A 17559-nucleotide genomic window follows, 5' to 3' on the forward strand; every position below is an offset into this window, starting at 1 on the left:
TCAGTATCCGATCGTGAGGAGGAGGCCGCGCTGCGGCTCAAGGGTGATGGGCTCGCCGGGCACGTAGCTCGCGGCGGATTGGAAGCCAGGGATCGCCGGGGCATCCACGCTGGTAGCGGCCGCTTCGTCGTCGAATATCAGCCTCACATGTTCAGTCTGCCCGGCCCATGAAGCCAGCGCTACGACCATTCCGCGTTCCGTCACCCAGGTGGTGGCAAGGACCTCGGGGTGGCTTGTCCGCACCGGTGCGTGGTGGTCCCAGAACCCATGCATCGTCGCGTGCTCCAGCCCGGTTTCGGCCCAGAACTCCCAGAGGGGCCGGTTGTCCACGGCAGGCGCCCGGCCAGTCATGCCGAACACCATGCCACGCCACGGGTTGCCGCCGCCCTCCAGCATCTCGCCCATCAGGCCAAAGGGAATGCCGGACAGTTCAACCAACCAATAGTCGGGATCGGTGGTGTCGTAGTCGAAGTACTCCCCCAGCCATAGCCTGTCCACATAGGGCAGCTGTTCCATGTACAGATTGGCTGAGGACGCGTAGCCGTCATGCGCCGTGAACTGGTTGGCGGAGTGCAGGTCTATTTCCGGGCCATGCGTGCCGCGTGCCCTGCAGGCGTGTTGCAGGACCTTCCGGACGCGCAGCATGGCGTGGCGGTCATAGGCGATGTCATCAAGGTAGATGCCATCGATTCCATCCTCGCCACTGGCCAGCTCCTGCAAGCTCCGAACGTAAAAGTTCTCCCACCGGGACTCGCCCGTGGTCACCACTGCGATGTCCTCAACGTTCGGAGCGAACCAGGCGGACACGTAGCCGCTCCCGGCGTGCTCCTGGAGCCAGATGTGTCCCTTGCCCGGTCCGTCGCTGAAGATCTCATGATCCAGTTGCATCAGCGGCAGCAACTCCGGGCTGTGGAAGGTGAGTTCCCGGACGGTGTTGTAGATCTTGGCTTTCAGTCCCTGCCGATGGCACGCAGCAACGTATCTGCGCAGCGAGTCACCAGTGAGCAGGGGGTCGTTGATGTACGGAGCCGGGGCCGTGGCGTGGTGGACATTGACCACGGTGGCGCCGGCCGCCTTGATGTCCGCTGGGTCGGCGGGCTGGTGGAAGTAACGCTTGGACAGGTGTTTCCCGGGCTCGATCGGCTTGAAGGGCGTCAGCAGCAGCCGGAAATCGAAGTGCAATGGCTCACCCGCATTGAGGGTCCGGGCGCCACTGAAGGCGCGCACCGTCACTGTGCTTCCCGCAGTCCGCAGCCTAACCCCACCTCGCAGCACCTCGCCCTTCCCGTCGCCGGGTTGCCGGTTGGCCCACGATTTCGGCTCCACCAGGGGCTTCTCCCGGTAGAAGTTGGTATTGAGGGGCCGTTCGTAGCCCCCAGCCCGAAGGGCCAGCTGAACTCCGGCGTTCACCCCACCGAGCCACAGCGCATCCTGGTTCTTCGCGGCCACGTCCCACGTCCAGTCCAGGGTTTCCGGCCGCCGTCCGCCCGGGACGCCCAAGCCCATGGCGAGCGGCACTGCAGCCTCGTGGAACCCAAGCTGCAGGCCGACGTCGGGCACCTCCACAGTCTGCACCGGGGTGAGTTGCAGCGAATACCCGGCTGTTCCGTCGGCGTCGAGCACGCCGGTCAGGTCCACCGATACGGCAGCTTTGCCGCCCTGTTGTCCATTCCAGTGGCAGTGCCACGAGATCCGTGCCGGCCCTTCCGCCGTGGAAGTGAGCGGTGAGTAGTTCCAGTCGATCCCCTCAATCTCCAGACTCACCGGAGCCTCAAAGAGCTCGACGGCGGGGCCGTCCGTTGAGGTGACAGCTGCGGTAAAGGTGGACGTCACCTGCTCCGGAAGCCCCGATGCGTTCAGCCGAAGGGTCCTGCCCAGGATTCCCAATGTCCTGTCCGCTTCGTCCAGCGTGATGGCGGTGAACGGCTCCACAAGCTCCGCATCCTGGGCCACCGTCGAGTCCAGCCATGCCAGCCGCCGCAGGAAACGGGGGTCGCCGAAACCGCCCGCCGCAATCGACGGGTCTGCGTCCTTTTCGGCGGCCACGTCCAAGCGGATGTCAATCTCTTGGGCCGCTTGGCCGGTGGCCGTGATGGTCACGGCCGCCGCCAGTGTGGTTCCCGCGCTCTCCGACGGGACCGGCAGGACCACATACAGTGCCTGCACCTTCCCGGCCGGAACAGTCAGCGTCCTCCGCCATGGATTACCCAGGCGGTCCACGCCATGGGTGTTGATGCAGTGGCCGCCTCCTGGCGAGGCCACGTGGACGTCCACGCCGTCCACGTCTTCCAAGGCGTACAGCCCAAGTTGGACCACGAAGTCCTCCCCCGGCTGGGCAGCTCCATGGACGATCCTCGATGGTCCATTGATCACCCAGTGAGCCGGTAGGTCATCACGCATGGAAACGGGATTCAGCCGGTCCTCGGGGAAAACCAGGAAGGCCTCGCCTGCGTGGCTGCTGTGGAGGTCCTCCAGTTCATCGGCGCGGGCGGTGAAGTTCATTGGCGCGAACGAGTCCCGCTCGCTGGCCGCCTCATAACGCAGGACACGGGCCTGGGACGGTTCGACTTGCGCTGCGGGCGTCCAAGGAGAACGCACGACGGCGGCAGCCCACGCGGGTTCTGCCGCTGGGCGACCCGGGAGGTACTGCGCCTGCGGATAGTGCGGTTTCCCCAGCATGGCGTAGGGCAGGTAGTACACAAAGTAGATCCCGGGGCCGTCGATGGCCTCGAACAGCAGCGTCCCGGATGCGCGCGTGGCCTCTTCCACGATCACGTTTCGCACCCTGGTGCCCGACTCTTCCGAGACGACGATGACATCCACAGATGCCGGGTCCTGGTCCTGCCGGCGCCAAGGGAGGACTACCCTGTGCGCGTGCGCTGCTCCGGTGCTTTCACCCTGCAGCGCTTCCACCACAAACCGGTGGTTTCCGTACAGCAGTTTGTCCCACGTTCCGATGCCACATGCCACCTCCGGATGGCCTGTCGTCCTGCTGTTTTGGGAGGTTGTTGGAGGGGACATGACAACCGGTGAAACCGGCGTGGGCAGCGGCATCGCTGGGACTCCTGAAGGTAGCTTCCGGGGCTTGTTCACCGACTTGGTGAATCCTTACATCATCCCGGCGTTCCGCAGAATCGTAAAGGGTTATTGCGATGCGTACTCACTGGCATTCCTGCCTTGAGGCACTGGACGGGGGCTACTTCGTGGCGGCCAGGTTCAGCGCGTTGACCTTCGCCTTGGCGGCCCGGACAATCTCGCGGTCAGTGACGGTGTACGCCGTGGGGTCGGCACCGTCCTGGGCGCCAAGGGAGATCACGCCATCGCCCAGCGTGGAGACTGTCTTCTTGGCCGACAAGTGAACGGCGGAGAGGCCCGCTGCATGCATCGCGGGGATGTCCTCCAAGGACAGTCCCCCGCCGGCCATGATCTCCAAGGCGCCGCCGGCTCTTTCCACCATCGCGGTCAAGGTCTGAAGCCCCGCCCCGGCGGTGGCCTCATGGCCTGAAGTAAGGACCCTGGCAAAGCCGAGATCCAGCAATTGATCCAGGGCCGCGAACGGATCCCGGGATTGATCGATCGCGCGGTGGAAGGTCAGCTGGGCGTCCGCGTTGGCCTCCCTGGCCGCGTCCACCAGGCGCCGGATCGCGTGAATGTCCACGTCGCCTTGCGGAGTCAGGGCCCCCACCACCACCCCGCGTGCTCCCTGCGCCAGAAGATGCCGGATCTCGTGGACCATGGTGTCCACGTCCGACGCTGAGTACCGGAAGTCGCCGGGCCTTGGGCGAATCAGCGGATGGATTTCCAAGCGGCCGTCAACGTGCTCCATGCTGGCTTCCATGAGTCCTTGGCTGGGCGTGATGCCACCAAGTTCCAGGCTGCTGCAGAGCTCAACGCGGTTGGCGCCTTCGGCGGCGGCGGTACCTGCACCGGCGGCACTGACCACGGCAATTTCAAGTTTCATGCTGAAACTCTACGCGGAGTTTTTGTACAGGTAATGCCCCTAAGAAGGCTCCTTAAGGGCATCACCTGTACAAAAACTCGTCAGGCTTGGTAGCGCCCGAGCTTTTCCTTTTGTTCCGTGGTGAGCCTGAGCACCCGGCCGGTGTCCTCGGCGACGAAAGCCAAATGCGTGGTGGCTTTGACGCAGTCCTCCCGCGTAACCGGGTCCTTGATGACGTAGTGAAGATCGAAGCTGGCGCCTTTGACGGCACCCACCCAGATCTCCACAACGGCAGGAATGTTGCGGTACTCCAAGGTCCGGACATACCGGACCTTGTGCTCCACCACGAGGGTCATGGTGCCCTCTTCGACATCGTTGAACAGGGCAGCCGGAGGCTCTACGCCGGGAAGGCCCGCGCCGCGGGGTGGCCCGAAGGCTGCGATGCGGGCTTCCTCCAACATACGGACGATCTGGACATTGTTGATGTGTCCGTATGCGTCCATGTCACCCCAGCGCATCGGCACGAGGACCTCAATGCGCTGGGGTGCAAAGGAATCCTGGGCGGTTTGCCCAGTCTTCAGTGAATCGGTACTCAGCTGTGCACCGCCGTCGAATCATCCACAGCGGTCTCTTCCTCGCCTGCGAACTGCGACATGTACAACCGGTAGTACGCGCCTTGGAGGGCGAGCAGCTGGGTGTGGTTGCCTTGCTCCACGATCTTGCCGTTCTCCATCACCAGGATGGTGTCGGCGTCGCGGATGGTGGAGAGACGGTGGGCGATCACGAAGCTCGTCCGGTCCGTACGGAGGGCGGCCATGGCCTTCTGCAACAGCAACTCGGTGCGGGTGTCCACGGAGCTCGTGGCTTCATCCAGGATCAGGAGCGAAGGATCGGAGACGAAGGCACGGGCGATGGTGATGAGCTGCTTTTCACCGGCGCTGACGTTGTTGCCTTCTTCGTCGATGATCGTCTGGTATCCGTCCGGAAGCGCACGTACGAAGCGGTCCACGTAGGTGGCCTTGGCCGCCTCCATGATCTGCTCTTCGGTGGCGTCCAGCTTGCCGTATTTGATGTTGTCGTAGATGGTCCCGCCGAACAGCCAGGCATCCTGCAACACCATGCCCACCTTGGAGCGCAGTTCGGAACGGGTGAGGTCCTTGATGTCCACCCCATCCAAAGTGATCCGGCCGGCGTTGAGCTCGTAGAAACGCATCACGAGGTTCACCAAGGTGGTCTTGCCGGCGCCCGTGGGTCCTACGATCGCAACGGTATGGCCAGGCTCCGCTGCGAAGGACAGGTCTTCAATGAGCGGCTTGTCCTCCACATAGCTGAACGAGACGTGCTCGAACTCAACGTGCCCGTCGGTCTTGGAGGGCAGGTGGCGGGTGCCGTTCTCTTCGACTTCTTCATCAGCATCAAGGAACTCGAAGACGCGCTCGGCAGAGGCCACGCCGGACTGGAGCATGTTCGCCATACCGGCGATCTGGCCCAGCGGCTGGGTGAACTCACGCGAGTACTGGATGAAGGCCGTGGCGTCGCCCAGGCTCATGGAGCCCGAGGCAACCCGGAGGCCACCCACCACGGCGATCCCGACGTAGGACAGGTAAGAAACAAAGTTCATGGCCGGGAAGATGACGCCGGACACGAACTGTGCACCGAAGGAGGCCTTGTAGAGTTCCTCGTTCTTGGCGTCGAAACGCTCCAGCATGTCGGCATCACGCCCGAAGACCTTCACAAGATCGTGGCCGGAGAACGATTCTTCGATCTGGCCGTTCAATGCGCCGGTGTTCTTCCACTGTGCTGCGAACAGTTTCTGGCTGCGGGCACCAATAACACCCGCCACAATGCCGGACAACGGCAGGGCGATCAGCGCGATCAGCGCCAACTCCCAGGACACGATGAACATCATGACCGTGATGCCAAGGACTGTGAGCACTGAGCTGACCAACTGGGAGAATGCCTGCTGCAGACCTTGCTGGACGTTGTCGACGTCGTTGGTCACGCGGGACAGGATGTCGCCGCGCTGGCGGGTGTCGAAGTAGTTCAGCGGGAGCCTGTTGAGCTTCGCCTGGACATCGTTGCGGAGCTTCTTGATGACCCGCATGACGATCCTGTTGAGCAACCAGCCCTGGGCCCACAGGAAGATGTTGGCCACAAAGTACATGAGCAGCACGATCGAAATCAGGAACGTCAGCTTGGGGAAGTCGATCCCGTTGGTGAGCTCCATCTTGGAGACCATGTCCGCAAAGTTGCCCTGGCCCTGCTGGCGCATGAGTTCCACGAACTGCTCTTGGGAGACCCCCTCAGGGATCTGCTTTCCCATGACACCACCAAAGATGACGTCCATGGCGTTGCCCAGGACCTTGGGGGCGATCACGTTGAGGACCACCGAGACGATAACGAGCCCGATCACGATGTACACGCCAACGGCCTCGGACTTCAGCAGCCCCATAAGCCGTTTGGCGGACGGCCAGAACTCCTTGGCCTTCTTTGCCGGGACGTCGCCGAACATGCCGCCATCGGCTTCCGAGGGGACGTATTCCTCCTCGACGAAGTCCTCGTCGTCAAGCAGCTCTGTTGCCACCTCGGCCTCGGCTGTTGCCTTGGCCTCCTTGGCGGCTTCTGCCTTGGCAGCCCAGCCACGCTTCTTCTGCTGGTTCTGCTCGCTCATGCCACTTCCTCCACGCTCAGCTGGGATTCAACGATTTCCTGGTACGTGGGTGACGTCTCCAGGAGTTCGTCGTGCGTTCCGCGGTCAACGATGCGACCGTTATCCAGCACCAGGATCTCGTCCGCATCCGCGATGGTGGAGACGCGCTGGGCCACTATGATGACCGTCGCCTCTCGGGTTTTGGCCTTCAAGGCCTTTCGAAGCCGGGCGTCCGTCGCGACGTCCAAGGCAGAGAATGAATCGTCGAACAGGTACACATTCGGTTTCGTCACCAGGGCCCTGGCAATGGACAGCCTCTGGCGCTGGCCACCGGAGACGTTGGTTCCGCCCTGGGCAATGCGCCGGTTCAGGCCTGAGGACTTCTCCTCGACGAATCCCTTGGCCTGCGCGGTTTCCAGCGCATCCCACAGTTCCTCGTCGGTGGCGTCCGGCTTGCCGAAGCGCAGGTTGTGCTCGATGGTCCCTGAGAACAGATATGGCCTCTGCGGCACGGCCGACACGCGGCTGGTGATCTCGGAGGCATCCATGTCGGTGACGGGGACGCCGTCGAGCAGCACGTGACCGGAAGCGACATCGTAAAGCCGCGGCAGCAACGAAACCAGGGTGGTCTTACCGGCACCCGTGGAGCCGATGATGGCCAGGGTCTTGCCGGGCTCCGCGGTGAAGGAAATGTTGCTCAGCACTGGCGCCTCGGCACCGGGGTACTTGAACGTGACGTCGCGGAACTCCACGCGTCCCTTCTTCTCGGCCGGCACCACAGGTGAGGTGGGGTTGTGAATGGAAGGCTCGACGTCAAGCACCTCGCCAATACGGTCTGCACAAACAGAAGCGCGGGGAATCATCATGGCCATGAACGTGCCCATCATGACTGCCATCAGGATCTGCAACAGGTACTGGAGGAACGCCGTCAGCGCGCCCACCTGCATCTCGCCCGAGTCCACGCGCTGTCCACCGAACCACAACACCGCCGCTGTGGAGAGGTGCAGGATCATGCCAATCGCCGGGAACATCAGGACGAACAGGTTGCCGATCTTCACGGACACGGCAGTGAGTTCCTCATTGGCGTCGCCGAAGCGCTTTGCCTCGTGGGGTTCACGCACGAAGGCACGGACCACACGGATACCGATGATCTGTTCGCGCAGCACGCCGTTGATGGCGTCGATCTTGGTCTGCATGGAACGGAACAGCGGCATCAGGCGGACTACGAGGTAACCCACGACCGCCACCAGAACCGGGACGGAAACCCACACGAGCCAGGAAAGATTGAGGTCCTCGCGAAGCGCCATGATGATGCCGCCAATGCACATGATCGGCGTGGACACCATGAAGTTCAAGCCCATCAGCACAAGCATCTGGACCTGCTGGACATCATTGGTTCCACGGGTAATCAGCGTGGGAGCACCGAACTTGTTGACGTCCTGGGCGGAGAAACTGCTGACCTGGCGGAAAACACCGCGGCGCAGGTCCCGCCCAATGGCCATGGCCACGCGGGAGCCGAAGTAGACGGCGACGATGGCAGCAAGCACCTGTCCAAGGGCGACGGCGAGCATGAGCGCACCGGTCTGCCAGATGAAATCGGTGTCGCCGCGGGAAACTCCCTCGTCGATGATTTTGGCGTTGAGGCTGGGAAGGTAGAGCGTGGCGATGGTGGATGCCAACTGAAAGATCAGCACGGCCACAATCTGCGGCAAATACGGCTTGGAGTAGCGCCGTATAAGGGTGACAAGCATGCCCACGGGTCCTTAGAAAGAGTGCGTGAATGAGATAAGAGAAGTGTTGCAGCGGGGGCTGACAGTATTAGCCTCCCTACTCTACGAAATCCGTTGCCCCGGCGAAACAACTTACGGAAAAGATCATCCCAGCGGAGTATCCGCCGTGTCGCGGGGTGCTCCCCTGCGGGAGCACCCCAAGGGGCAGAGACAGCAGCAGAGGCAGCAAAGCGCCGGCTGGTATTCCAGCCGGCGCCTTGGTCCCGCACTCGTTCGCTGCACCCGGCGCAGGACAACCGGGAATTTCGAATGGGGGCCAGATTCAGCCTGCGTGCTTTCCGTGGTCCGGACGGGCTTCGCGCGCTTCAACACCCTGCAGAAGCAACAACGCCATCCGCTCTTGCTGCCTGCGTTCGCGCTTGAGTTCCTTCCGGATCGCAGCGAGTTCCCCTGCGGTGTTGGCCTGCTGCTCCGCGATTGTTTGCTGTTCCCTCAACCGCGCCTGCAGTTCCACATTGGCACGGCTGAGCTGCAACTGCTGCTCCGCCAGTACGTACTGGGTGCGGGTCAGCTGTTCCTGCACTTCCTTCACATCAGTTGCTTCCTTGACAGCAGCCGTGGGGTGCGGGCGTTCCTGCGTGAGGATCCGGGCAAACTCGAGGTCCAGGTCTGCCCCGGAATCCTGCTTCGGAGCCTGATGCCCGGCCCCGGAAACAGTACGTCCGGCACCAAAGGCGCTGCCGCCGTCGTCGTCCGCCTTCACGGCGTCCAAGGAAGAGGTGTCCAGCGACATCCCGGCGTCTCCCGATGCTGTGGCGATGAGTTCCTTCTCAGGAGCGGCATCCACGGTGCGGCGCAGCGGACGTTCCTTGATGAACAGTACGGCCAGGAGGGCCACGACACTGATGATCGCGGAGATCAGGAAGATCTGTGCTGTGGCGTCGCCATAGGCAGCACGCATGATCTCGGCGATGGGAGCGGGCATGTCGGCGAGGTCCATGCTGGCTCCTGAAGCGCCACCCTGGACGGGGATGCCTGCAGCGGCCATGCCTTCAACGGCCAGGTCCTTCACGTGGTTGGACATGATGGCGCCCAGGACGGAAACGCCGATTGCGCCACCCACCGAGCGGAAGAATGCCACGGAGGCACTCGCGGTTCCGATGTCCTTGGCCTGGACCGTGTTCTGCACGGCCAGCACCAGGTTCTGCATCAGCATGCCAAGGCCCAGGCCGAACACGCCGGTGTAGATCGCGACGATCCACAGTTCAGTGGTGTGGTCCATGGTTCCGGCGAATGCGAGGCCACCAATCAGCAGGACGGAGCCTGCGATCAGGAACCTCTTCCACTTACCGAAGCGGCTGATCAGGATGCCGGACGCGACGGAACCAATCAGGTTGCCGGCGATCATCGGCAGCGTCAGCAGACCGGCCTCGGTGGGCGTGGCGCCGCGGGCAACTTGGAAGTACTGACCCAGGAACGTGGAGGAACCGAACATGGCGATGCCGACAGCAACCGACGCGACGATGGCCAGGGCCGTGGTGCGCTCGGAGATGATCTTCAGCGGGATGATCGGCTGGGCAACCTTGGTTTCCACGAATACCAGGACAGCCAGCAGCGCTACGCCGCCACCCACCATCAGGGCCGACTGCCAGGAGAACCAGTCGTAGTAGTCCGGGTTGCCGGCGAAGGAGACCCAGATCAGGAGCAGGCTCACACCGGAAGTCAGCAGGATGGAGCCGAGCCAGTCGATCTTGGCCGGGCGCTTGATGTGCTGGATCTTCAGGGTCACCTGGAGCAGGATGAGCGCGACGACGGCCAGTGGCACGCAGACGAAGAACGTCCAGCGCCAGCCGAGCGGGCTGTCAACGATGAAGCCACCCAGCAGCGGGCCACCTGCGGTGCCGACGGCCATGACGGCCCCCATGTAGCCGGAGTACTTACCACGATCACGCGGCGGGATCATGGAGCCGATGATGGCTTGCGCCAAGGCCGTGAGGCCACCCATGGCGATACCCTGGATGACGCGTGCGGTCAGCAGCAGGGGGATCGTTTCGGACAGACCGGCCATGACGGAACCGGCCACAAAGATGATGATGCTCAGCTGGACCAGGAGCTTTTTGTCGAAGAGGTCCGCGAGCTTGCCCCAGATGGGCGTGGTTGCAGCGTTCGCCAGCAACGCGGCCGTGATGACCCAGGCGAAGTCGGTTTGCGTGCCCTTGAGTTCGGACATGATGGTGGGCAGTGCGTTGGCGACGATCGTGCTGCTGAGGATCGCCGTGAAGAAGGCCGCCAGGAGGCCCGTCAGGGCTTCCATGATTTGACGGTGCGTCATGGGCGCGGCGGCCTTGTTAACTGAGGCGTCCACCGCCTTGGTGTGCTGAACTGCTGGTGTGGCCATGCTTGGCTCCTAAGCTGTCTGGTTTGTTGTGATGGAGCCGGCCGCCGTTGCCCGGATTGAGTCCTTGAGGGACTCCGTGAGTTTGTTGATGACCTGGGAGGCCTCGAGGGCGTCTGCCTCGCTCCAATCCGCCAGGTAATCCCGCAGTCTCACGCTGCGTTGTTCTTCGAATTCGTGCAGCTTCGCCGCGCCCCTGTCCGTGAGGGCGAGGAGTTGGGCCCTTCCGTCCGCTGGATCGGGCCGCCTGACCACGAAGCCAAGCTCTTCCAGCTCGGTGATGTGCCGGCTGAGCACCGGGGCGCTGACGCCCAGGCGCGTGGCCAGGTGCGTAGCGCGGGTCTCCCCCTCGCCGATGAACCGCATGACGCCCTGGACTGCCATTCCGACGTCGGGAACGCGGGCCATGTGGGCGGTCACCACACAGCGCAGAGTGCGCTGGAGGTCGAAGATTTGATGCACAAGATCGGTCGCTGTGGCAGAACCGACGGACATGGGAAACACCCCTCTTTTTGTTTGCCTAAAGCAACTATAACCTTATTTGATTGCTTTGGGAAACTAAAGATGAGGAGGATGGCTTACCGGGCCAGGTGGATCGCTGCCTTGATGACCTCATCTACCCTGCGTGGCCGCGTGATCCCCGGGGGCACGGCAGCGACGAGCCAACTCTCAGGGAGATCGTCTTCAATGGGCACCAAGGCAACTTTGGCGTCCGCGTAAACAGGCGCGACCCCCGGCCACGCGTGAGTGACGGATATAGCCCTTCCGCTGGCCACCACGCCGCGGATAGTCTGCGCCACCACGCTTTTCCAGCGGACCTTCGGCTCAATGCCCGCCGAGAGGAACATGGCCGTGACGCGCTCGGCACTGGGCGGCACGTTGAAGAGGATGACATCCTCGCTGGCGAGGTCGGCGAAGCGTAGCGATGCCCTTCCTGCCAGGGGGTGGCTCGCGGCCAGCATGAACTGCGGACGCGACTCCACCACCTTGACCACATCCACGCCCGGCACCACCTGAAGGGAGTAGACAAACGCGAGGTCCAGTTCACCCTCCCCCACGGCCTTCTGCAGGTCTTCGGCAGCGCCCTCCACAAAGTCGAGCTCCACCTCGGGCCACTTCTCCGCGAAATAGCCGATGAGTTCCGGGATCACCCGGGGCGAAATGGCCACCATGCAGCCGATGGACACCCGGCCGCGCATCTCTTCATGGGACCGCATTAGTGCCCCGGCCTGCAGATCCGCCGTTTCCCCGAGGATTCGCCGGGCACGGACGCCGAGTTCAAGTCCCGCCGGCGTGGGCTCCACCCTCTTGGCGCGGGTCCGGATGAGCAGGTCCAGGCCGAGGCTTTTTTCCAACTGGGCGATCGCCATTGAGGCAGCGGCCTGGGAGATGTTGCTTTCGCTCGCAGCTTTGGTGAGGGAGCCATGATCGAGCACGGCCACAAAATACTCGAGCTGGCGCAGGGTGAACTCAGCCATCAGTTCTCCTTATGAACTTCTTAGAATTGATTGATTATACAAGTGCAGTGAGCCGGGCCACACTGGAGAAAAGCCAACGTCGAAGGAGACACCCGTGACACTGACGTCATCCCTTAAACCGCACATCGTCACCCTGGGGACCGCCGGCGGCCCCAGATGGTGGGCGGCAGCCGAAACCGGCGAGCGCACGGGAATCGCCACTGCCGTGGTGGTGGGAGAGGCCTTCTACCTGGTGGATTTCGGCCAAGGCGCCGGACGCAGGCTCAGCCAGTCAGGCCTGGAACTCAAGGATTTGAGGGCGCTCTTCATCACCCACCTCCATTCGGACCATGTCTATGATCTGGCCGGCCTGGGCATCTTTGGCCTGTACGCCCTTGCTGATCGCACCGATAACCCGGTCAGGATCATTGGCCCGGGCAACCGGGGTGAGCTTCCCCCGGTGTCGCCGCGCGCCGTCGTCGAGCCTCTTCCGCTGGCGCCGGAGAATCCGACGCCGGGTACCCGGCAGATGTTCGAGCAACTCATGGCCGCCCACGCTACGGACCTCAATGACCGCATCCTGGACAGCCTCCGGCCCAGCCCCTTGGAAATCTTCAAGGCCGAAGATCTCCGGATACCAGTCGAAACCGGGTACCACCCCAACAGCAATCCAACGCCGGACATGGAGCCGTTCGAGGTCTACCGGGATGAGCTTGTCACCGTGACCGCCATCCTGGTGGAGCACCCGCCGGTTGCTCCGGCGTTCGCCTTCCGCTTCGAGACTGCCGAGGGCTCCGTGACGATTTCCGGCGATACCGCCTACACGCAAAACATGATCACCCTGGCCCAGGACACGGACCTCCTGTTGCATGAGGCCATCGACTTCGCGTGGGTGGAATCGCTGTATGCGGACAAGACCGACGATGGCAGCCGGGCCGCGCGGGACCACCATTACAAGTCCCACACCAGCGTCCGCGAGGCAGCGAAACTGGCCGAAGCCGCCGGTGCCGGGCACCTGGCCCTGCATCACCTCGTTCCGGGCTCGGCCTCCGCATCTGTCTGGCACGAGGCCGCAGAACACTTCACGGGAAAGTTCACCGTCCCCAACGATCTCGACGTCATTCCGTTCGCCCGTCAACGCTGACGGCCGGACCCCAGCAACCTGAGGAATCACATGAGCCCAGCATCACCGCAGGACATCCTGCCAGGAACTGCGCCCCTCGCACCTGAGAATTCCATGAAGTCCAAGGACATGCGCCGCATCCTTGCCTCCAGCTTCATCGGCAGTGCGATCGAGTACTACGACTTCATGCTCTACGCCACAGCCGCCAGTTTGGTGTTCAACAAGGTCTTCTTCGCCAATCTCGACCCCGGCTTCGCGCTCTTCGCGTCCTTTGTCACGCTCGCCGTCGGTTACATTGCCCGACCCCTTGGCGGCCTGATCTTCGGCCACTTCGGAGACCGGATGGGCCGCAAGAAGATGCTTGTCCTCTCCATGCTCATCATGGGTTTTGGGACCACGATGATCGGACTGCTGCCAACCACGGCCCAGATCGGCATTGCCGCGCCCATCGCGTTGGTGGTGCTCAGGCTGGTCCAGGGCGTCGCTGTGGGCGGCGAGTGGGGTGGCGCTGCCCTCATGGCCATAGAGCACGCGCCCAAGAAGCACCGCGGATTCGCGGCAGCTTTCGCCAACGCCGGCGGTCCCGCCGGGGCCATTCTGGGCACGCTCGCGCTATCCCTGTTCGCAGCACTCTCCGGTGACGACTTCCTGGCGTGGGGTTGGCGCGTACCGTTCCTGCTGAGTGCTGCGCTGATTGCCGTTGGAATGGTCATCCGCCTCAAGGTGTCCGAAACTCCTGCTTTCCAGAAGCTGGAAGCAGAGGGAGCCAAGCGGCGGGTGCCCCTTCTCGACGTGCTCAAGAACAACCGCCGCGCCGTGGTGCTCGGGTTGCTGGCAACCACAGCGTTCTATGTGTGCCAGTCGATGACCACCGTGTGGGGTGTCTCGGTGGCCGTTGAGAACGGTGCTGACAAGAACGGTGTCCTGAACATCAAGGCTTTCGCGGCACTTCTCACGCTGATCATCTGCTTCTACTCGGCACGCCTCAGCGACCGGATCGGCCGTCGTCGGGTCCTCATTGGAGCGTCCCTCCTGGGTGCCGTCCTCGCCTACCCCATCCTGCTGCTCATCGACAACGGCGAACTGTGGGCATTTGCCTTGGCCATCGTGTTGGGCAATGGGCTGGTACAGGGCTTCCTCTACGGCCCCATTGCCGCCTACGTCGCAGAACAGTTCCCCACCCGCAACCGCTACACCGGCGCGTCCCTGGCCTATCAAGGTGCCTCGATGATCGGTGCCGGCTTCACTCCCATGATCGTCGCCGGCCTCAGCCTCGCAGCCGGCGGTGGCCTATGGCTCATCGCGGTGTTCTGGATCGCCGCGATGCTTGCCGCGGTTGTCGCTGTGAAACTCACTCCTGAGGGCACCCAGCGCGAACTCGACTGAGTGTCCTTAAAGCAGCCAGCCCCCGCACGGATGACCGTGCGGGGGCTGGCTGTTTTTGGGTCTGTTTAATCCAAATGCGTGGGGCCAAACATCTTCAGCAGCGTTTCAACCACGACGACGTTGGGTCCGTCCGCTTCGAACGACGCCTTGAGCGCGTCCCCGACTTCCTCGGGGGCAACCCGGCGGGCCGGGACGCCGAAGGACTCGGCAAGCTTGACGAAGTCCGGGCGGGCGAGTTCGGTGGCCGTGGCTTGGCCGAAGGCGCCCACCATGTATTCGCGCAGGATGCCATAGCCGCCGTCGTCCACGATCAGCCAGGTGACCGGGACGTTGTGCTGCTTGGCGGTGGCGAGTTCGGAGATGGAGTACATGGAGGAACCGTCACCGGACACAGCCAGCACCCGGCTCGGTTTGCCCGTGGTTTCCAGCCCCACGGCACCGCCGATTGCTGCGGGGAAGCCGTAGCCCAGGCCGCCGGCTCCTTGGGCGGAGTGGAACTGGCCCTGCCGGGCATCCCAGCAGCTCCAACCCCAGTACGCAGAGATGGTCATGTCCCAGAACGTCTGCATATCAGCCGGAACGGCCTCGCGGATGTCCGACATGAACTTCAGTTCCTTGGCCAGGTCCTGCGATTCCAGGCGTGCGGTGACCTTGGCCAAGGACTCCTTGACCACCTCTTCCGGGCTGGTGCCATGCCAGGAACGCTGTGTCGCATCCGCTGCACCCGCCTCAGCGAGGGCTTCGTCCAGCGCTGCGAGGGCCTGGCCCGCGTCGGCGCGGATGCCAAGCCCGGGCCGGTTGGATTCCAGGACGCGGGGTTCGGCGTCGATCTGGATGATGCGGCCGCGGGGTTCAAAGGTGAAGTAGTTGGAGGTCACTTCACCCAGCGAGGAGCCAATGACGATCAACACATCGGCGTCTTCAAGGACGTCGGTCATGTACCGGTCCTCGATCCACGACTGCAAGGACAGCTCGTGGGTCCATGGGAACGCACCGTTACCGCCGGGAGTGCAGATCACCGGGGCACGGAGCTGTTCGGCGATGGAGAGCAGCGACTTCTCGGCCCGGCCACGACGCGTACCGCCACCGGCGATGATCGCCGGACGTTCCGCCGTCGAAAGCCATTTGACGGCTTCGCGGATCAACTCCACGCGCGGCGGGTTATCGAAGGCCTCGGCGAGCGCGTCTTCCACCGGGGGAACCATGATGGGATCCAACAGGACGTTCTGCGGGATTTCGATCCAGACCGGCCCCTGCGGCGAGGAGATCGCTTCGGTCCAGGCATCCTGGATGGCCGACGGGATCCCGGAAGCGTGCTGGATCAGGCGCTGGCTCTTGGTGACGTTCGCGGCCGAGGCCTTCTGGTCATCAAGCTGGTGCAGCATGCCCTTGCGGCGTGCGCCCAGGCCGTCAAGCGGGATCTGGCTGGCAACAACCACCATGGGAACACCCGTGGCGTAAGCCTCCTGCAGCCCTGCAAGGGAGGTCAGCGCGCCGGGACCGGTGGACAGGAACAGCACACCGACCTCTCCGGTGGCACGGGAGTACCCGTCAGCGGCGAAGGCCGAGTTGTTCTCCACACGTGAGGACACGAAGTGCAGGTTGCCGCGGCCCATGGCGTCAAAAAGACCCAACGCGTGCTGCCCCGGGATACCAAAAACGGTCTTCGCGCCCAACGCTTCGAGGGTCTCGACGACGAGGTCCCCGCCGTTGCGCTGGTTGGTCCCCTTTGTCGGGGCTGCCGTACCGGGATCGAAGTCGATCATCGCTGGTCTCCGGTTGCCTTGGCGAGTTCGGCAATGCGGGCGCCGAGCGCCTGCTGTGCGTAGCCGTTCGGAGCGCCGAGACGGTCGCCCTCCACGGCGTTGTCTGCCATGAGGGTCACGAGCTCGTAAGCTACGTGGCTGCCGGCAACACCGGTGATTTCTGCGTGGTCATACGCCGGAGCGACTTCCACGATGTCCGCACCAACGAGGTTCATGCCGCGGAAGCCACGGATGATTTCCAGGAGTTCGCGGCTGGTGATGCCGCCGGCTTCGGGGGTTCCGGTTCCGGGAGCGTGCGCCGGATCCAGGACATCGATGTCAACGGAGATGTACAGCGGTCGGTTGCCAATGCGGTCACGGATCTTGGCTACCGTCTCCAGGACGCCCTGGTAGTAGACGTCAGCGGAGGTGACGATTCCGAAGCCAAAGCGGTGGTCGTCGTCGAGGTCCTTCTTGCCGTACAACGGACCGCGGGTACCGACATGGCTGATGGCTTCCGTGTCCAGGATGCCTTCCTCCACTGCGCGGCGGAACGGCGTACCGTGCGTGTACTCGGCGCCGAAGTAGGTGTCCCAGGTATCCAGGTGCGCATCGAAGTGGAGCATGGCAATGGGTTCGCCGGCGCGTTCTGCTGCTGCCCTCAGGAGCGGGAGGGCAATGGTGTGGTCGCCACCGAGGGTGACCAGCTTGCTGCCGTTGGCCGTGAGGTCCAGGGCATTCTGCTGGATGGTCTCGATGGCCTCGTTGATGTTGAACGGGTTCACGGCCATGTCGCCTGCGTCGGCAACCTGGATGTTCTCGAACGGGCTGACGTCCCAAGCCGGGTTGTACGGGCGCAGCAGACGGCTGGCCTCACGCACGTGGTTGGCGCCAAAGCGGGCGCCGGGACGGTAGGAAACGCCGGAGTCGAAGGGGACGCCAACTACGGTGACGTCGGCCTTGGCGACCTGGTCCAGGCGAGGCAGTCGGGCGTAGGTGGCGGCACCGGCGTAGCGCGGGATGCGGGACGAATCGATGGGGCCGAGGTTCCCGTTGGCTTCAATACGGAGCTCTTCCAAAATGTGCCACTCCTTGTCATCTTTGGGGGGATTGGATCACTAGCTGTGACACCC

Annotated in this window: 13 protein-coding genes; 3 read left to right on the plus strand and 10 right to left on the minus strand. The window is 63.4% G+C overall.

Features of this window, described 5'->3' with window-relative positions:
- Nucleotides 1-3021: a glycoside hydrolase domain-containing protein gene (locus ACSSVG_RS04685; RefSeq protein ID WP_492417594.1), complete on the minus strand. Its 3021-nt coding sequence runs from the start codon at nucleotides 3019-3021 to the stop codon at nucleotides 1-3.
- Here ACSSVG_RS04685 and ACSSVG_RS04690 point away from each other — a divergent pair.
- Nucleotides 3020-3181, plus strand: a complete 162-nt coding sequence (locus ACSSVG_RS04690; RefSeq protein WP_253466747.1) for a hypothetical protein — start codon at nucleotides 3020-3022, stop codon at nucleotides 3179-3181. The two genes, ACSSVG_RS04685 and ACSSVG_RS04690, sit on opposite strands and share 2 nt — an antisense overlap.
- A gap of 15 nt (nucleotides 3182-3196) precedes the next feature.
- On the opposite strand, the gene ACSSVG_RS04695 is transcribed toward ACSSVG_RS04690, so the two are convergent.
- The 7 genes from ACSSVG_RS04695 to ACSSVG_RS04725 form a co-directional block, all read right to left on the minus strand.
- Nucleotides 3197-3961, minus strand: a complete 765-nt coding sequence (locus ACSSVG_RS04695) for a copper homeostasis protein CutC (protein ID WP_492417596.1) — start codon at nucleotides 3959-3961, stop codon at nucleotides 3197-3199.
- Nucleotides 3962-4041: 80 nt separating this feature from the next.
- Nucleotides 4042-4458 (minus strand): acyl-CoA thioesterase, encoded by a 417-nt coding sequence (locus ACSSVG_RS04700; protein WP_253469195.1) that lies wholly within the window; start codon nucleotides 4456-4458, stop codon nucleotides 4042-4044.
- A 74-nt stretch (nucleotides 4459-4532) separates the two neighbouring features.
- Nucleotides 4533-6611, minus strand: a complete 2079-nt coding sequence (locus ACSSVG_RS04705; protein ID WP_492417598.1) for an ABC transporter ATP-binding protein — start codon at nucleotides 6609-6611, stop codon at nucleotides 4533-4535.
- Nucleotides 6608-8341, minus strand: a complete 1734-nt coding sequence (locus tag ACSSVG_RS04710) for an ABC transporter ATP-binding protein (protein WP_231341694.1) — start codon at nucleotides 8339-8341, stop codon at nucleotides 6608-6610. Before ACSSVG_RS04710 ends, ACSSVG_RS04705 begins: the two co-directional genes overlap by 4 nt.
- A 301-nt stretch (nucleotides 8342-8642) precedes the next feature.
- Entirely contained in the window at nucleotides 8643-10718 is a 2076-nt protein-coding gene (locus ACSSVG_RS04715) for an MFS transporter (RefSeq protein WP_492417600.1), read from the minus strand.
- Nucleotides 10719-10727: 9 nt separating this feature from the next.
- Nucleotides 10728-11210, minus strand: coding sequence for a MarR family winged helix-turn-helix transcriptional regulator (locus ACSSVG_RS04720; protein WP_231341771.1), 483 nt, complete (start codon nucleotides 11208-11210; stop codon nucleotides 10728-10730).
- A gap of 83 nt (nucleotides 11211-11293) precedes the next feature.
- Entirely contained in the window at nucleotides 11294-12193 is a 900-nt protein-coding gene (locus ACSSVG_RS04725; RefSeq protein WP_231341772.1) for a LysR family transcriptional regulator, read from the minus strand.
- A gap of 94 nt (nucleotides 12194-12287) precedes the next feature.
- On the opposite strand from ACSSVG_RS04725, the gene ACSSVG_RS04730 reads away from it, so the two are divergent.
- Together ACSSVG_RS04730 and ACSSVG_RS04735 are read left to right on the plus strand one after the other, a co-directional pair.
- Nucleotides 12288-13316, plus strand: coding sequence for an MBL fold metallo-hydrolase (locus ACSSVG_RS04730; protein ID WP_231341773.1), 1029 nt, complete (start codon nucleotides 12288-12290; stop codon nucleotides 13314-13316).
- Between the two features lie 30 nt (nucleotides 13317-13346).
- A complete protein-coding gene (locus ACSSVG_RS04735) occupies nucleotides 13347-14681 on the plus strand; it encodes an MFS transporter (RefSeq protein ID WP_492417603.1) in 1335 nt (444 codons plus the stop codon).
- Between the two features lie 65 nt (nucleotides 14682-14746).
- Here the strand turns inward: ACSSVG_RS04735 and ACSSVG_RS04740 are convergent, their stop codons facing one another.
- Nucleotides 14747-16447, minus strand: coding sequence for a thiamine pyrophosphate-binding protein (locus ACSSVG_RS04740; protein ID WP_231341775.1), 1701 nt, complete (start codon nucleotides 16445-16447; stop codon nucleotides 14747-14749).
- Nucleotides 16444-17505: an agmatinase gene (speB, locus tag ACSSVG_RS04745; protein WP_492417605.1), complete on the minus strand. Its 1062-nt coding sequence runs from the start codon at nucleotides 17503-17505 to the stop codon at nucleotides 16444-16446. Before speB ends, ACSSVG_RS04740 begins: the two co-directional genes overlap by 4 nt.
- Nucleotides 17506-17559 lie beyond the last annotated feature (54 nt).

Source organism: Paenarthrobacter sp. E2MeOHC11 (assembly GCF_058744955.1).

Coding starts and splice junctions, on each gene's coding strand:
- ACSSVG_RS04735 (WP_492417603.1), top strand. CDS start 13,347: ATGAGCCCAGCATCACCGCAGGACATCCTGCCAGGAACTGCGCCCCTC.
- ACSSVG_RS04725 (WP_231341772.1), bottom strand. CDS start 12,193: ATGGCTGAGTTCACCCTGCGCCAGCTCGAGTATTTTGTGGCCGTGCTC.
- ACSSVG_RS04705 (WP_492417598.1), bottom strand. CDS start 6,611: ATGAGCGAGCAGAACCAGCAGAAGAAGCGTGGCTGGGCTGCCAAGGCA.
- ACSSVG_RS04740 (WP_231341775.1), bottom strand. CDS start 16,447: ATGATCGACTTCGATCCCGGTACGGCAGCCCCGACAAAGGGGACCAAC.
- ACSSVG_RS04685 (WP_492417594.1), bottom strand. CDS start 3,021: ATGTCCCCTCCAACAACCTCCCAAAACAGCAGGACGACAGGCCATCCG.
- ACSSVG_RS04695 (WP_492417596.1), bottom strand. CDS start 3,961: ATGAAACTTGAAATTGCCGTGGTCAGTGCCGCCGGTGCAGGTACCGCC.
- ACSSVG_RS04710 (WP_231341694.1), bottom strand. CDS start 8,341: ATGCTTGTCACCCTTATACGGCGCTACTCCAAGCCGTATTTGCCGCAG.
- ACSSVG_RS04720 (WP_231341771.1), bottom strand. CDS start 11,210: ATGTCCGTCGGTTCTGCCACAGCGACCGATCTTGTGCATCAAATCTTC.
- ACSSVG_RS04700 (WP_253469195.1), bottom strand. CDS start 4,458: ATGCGCTGGGGTGACATGGACGCATACGGACACATCAACAATGTCCAG.
- ACSSVG_RS04690 (WP_253466747.1), top strand. CDS start 3,020: ATGACAACCGGTGAAACCGGCGTGGGCAGCGGCATCGCTGGGACTCCT.
- ACSSVG_RS04715 (WP_492417600.1), bottom strand. CDS start 10,718: ATGGCCACACCAGCAGTTCAGCACACCAAGGCGGTGGACGCCTCAGTT.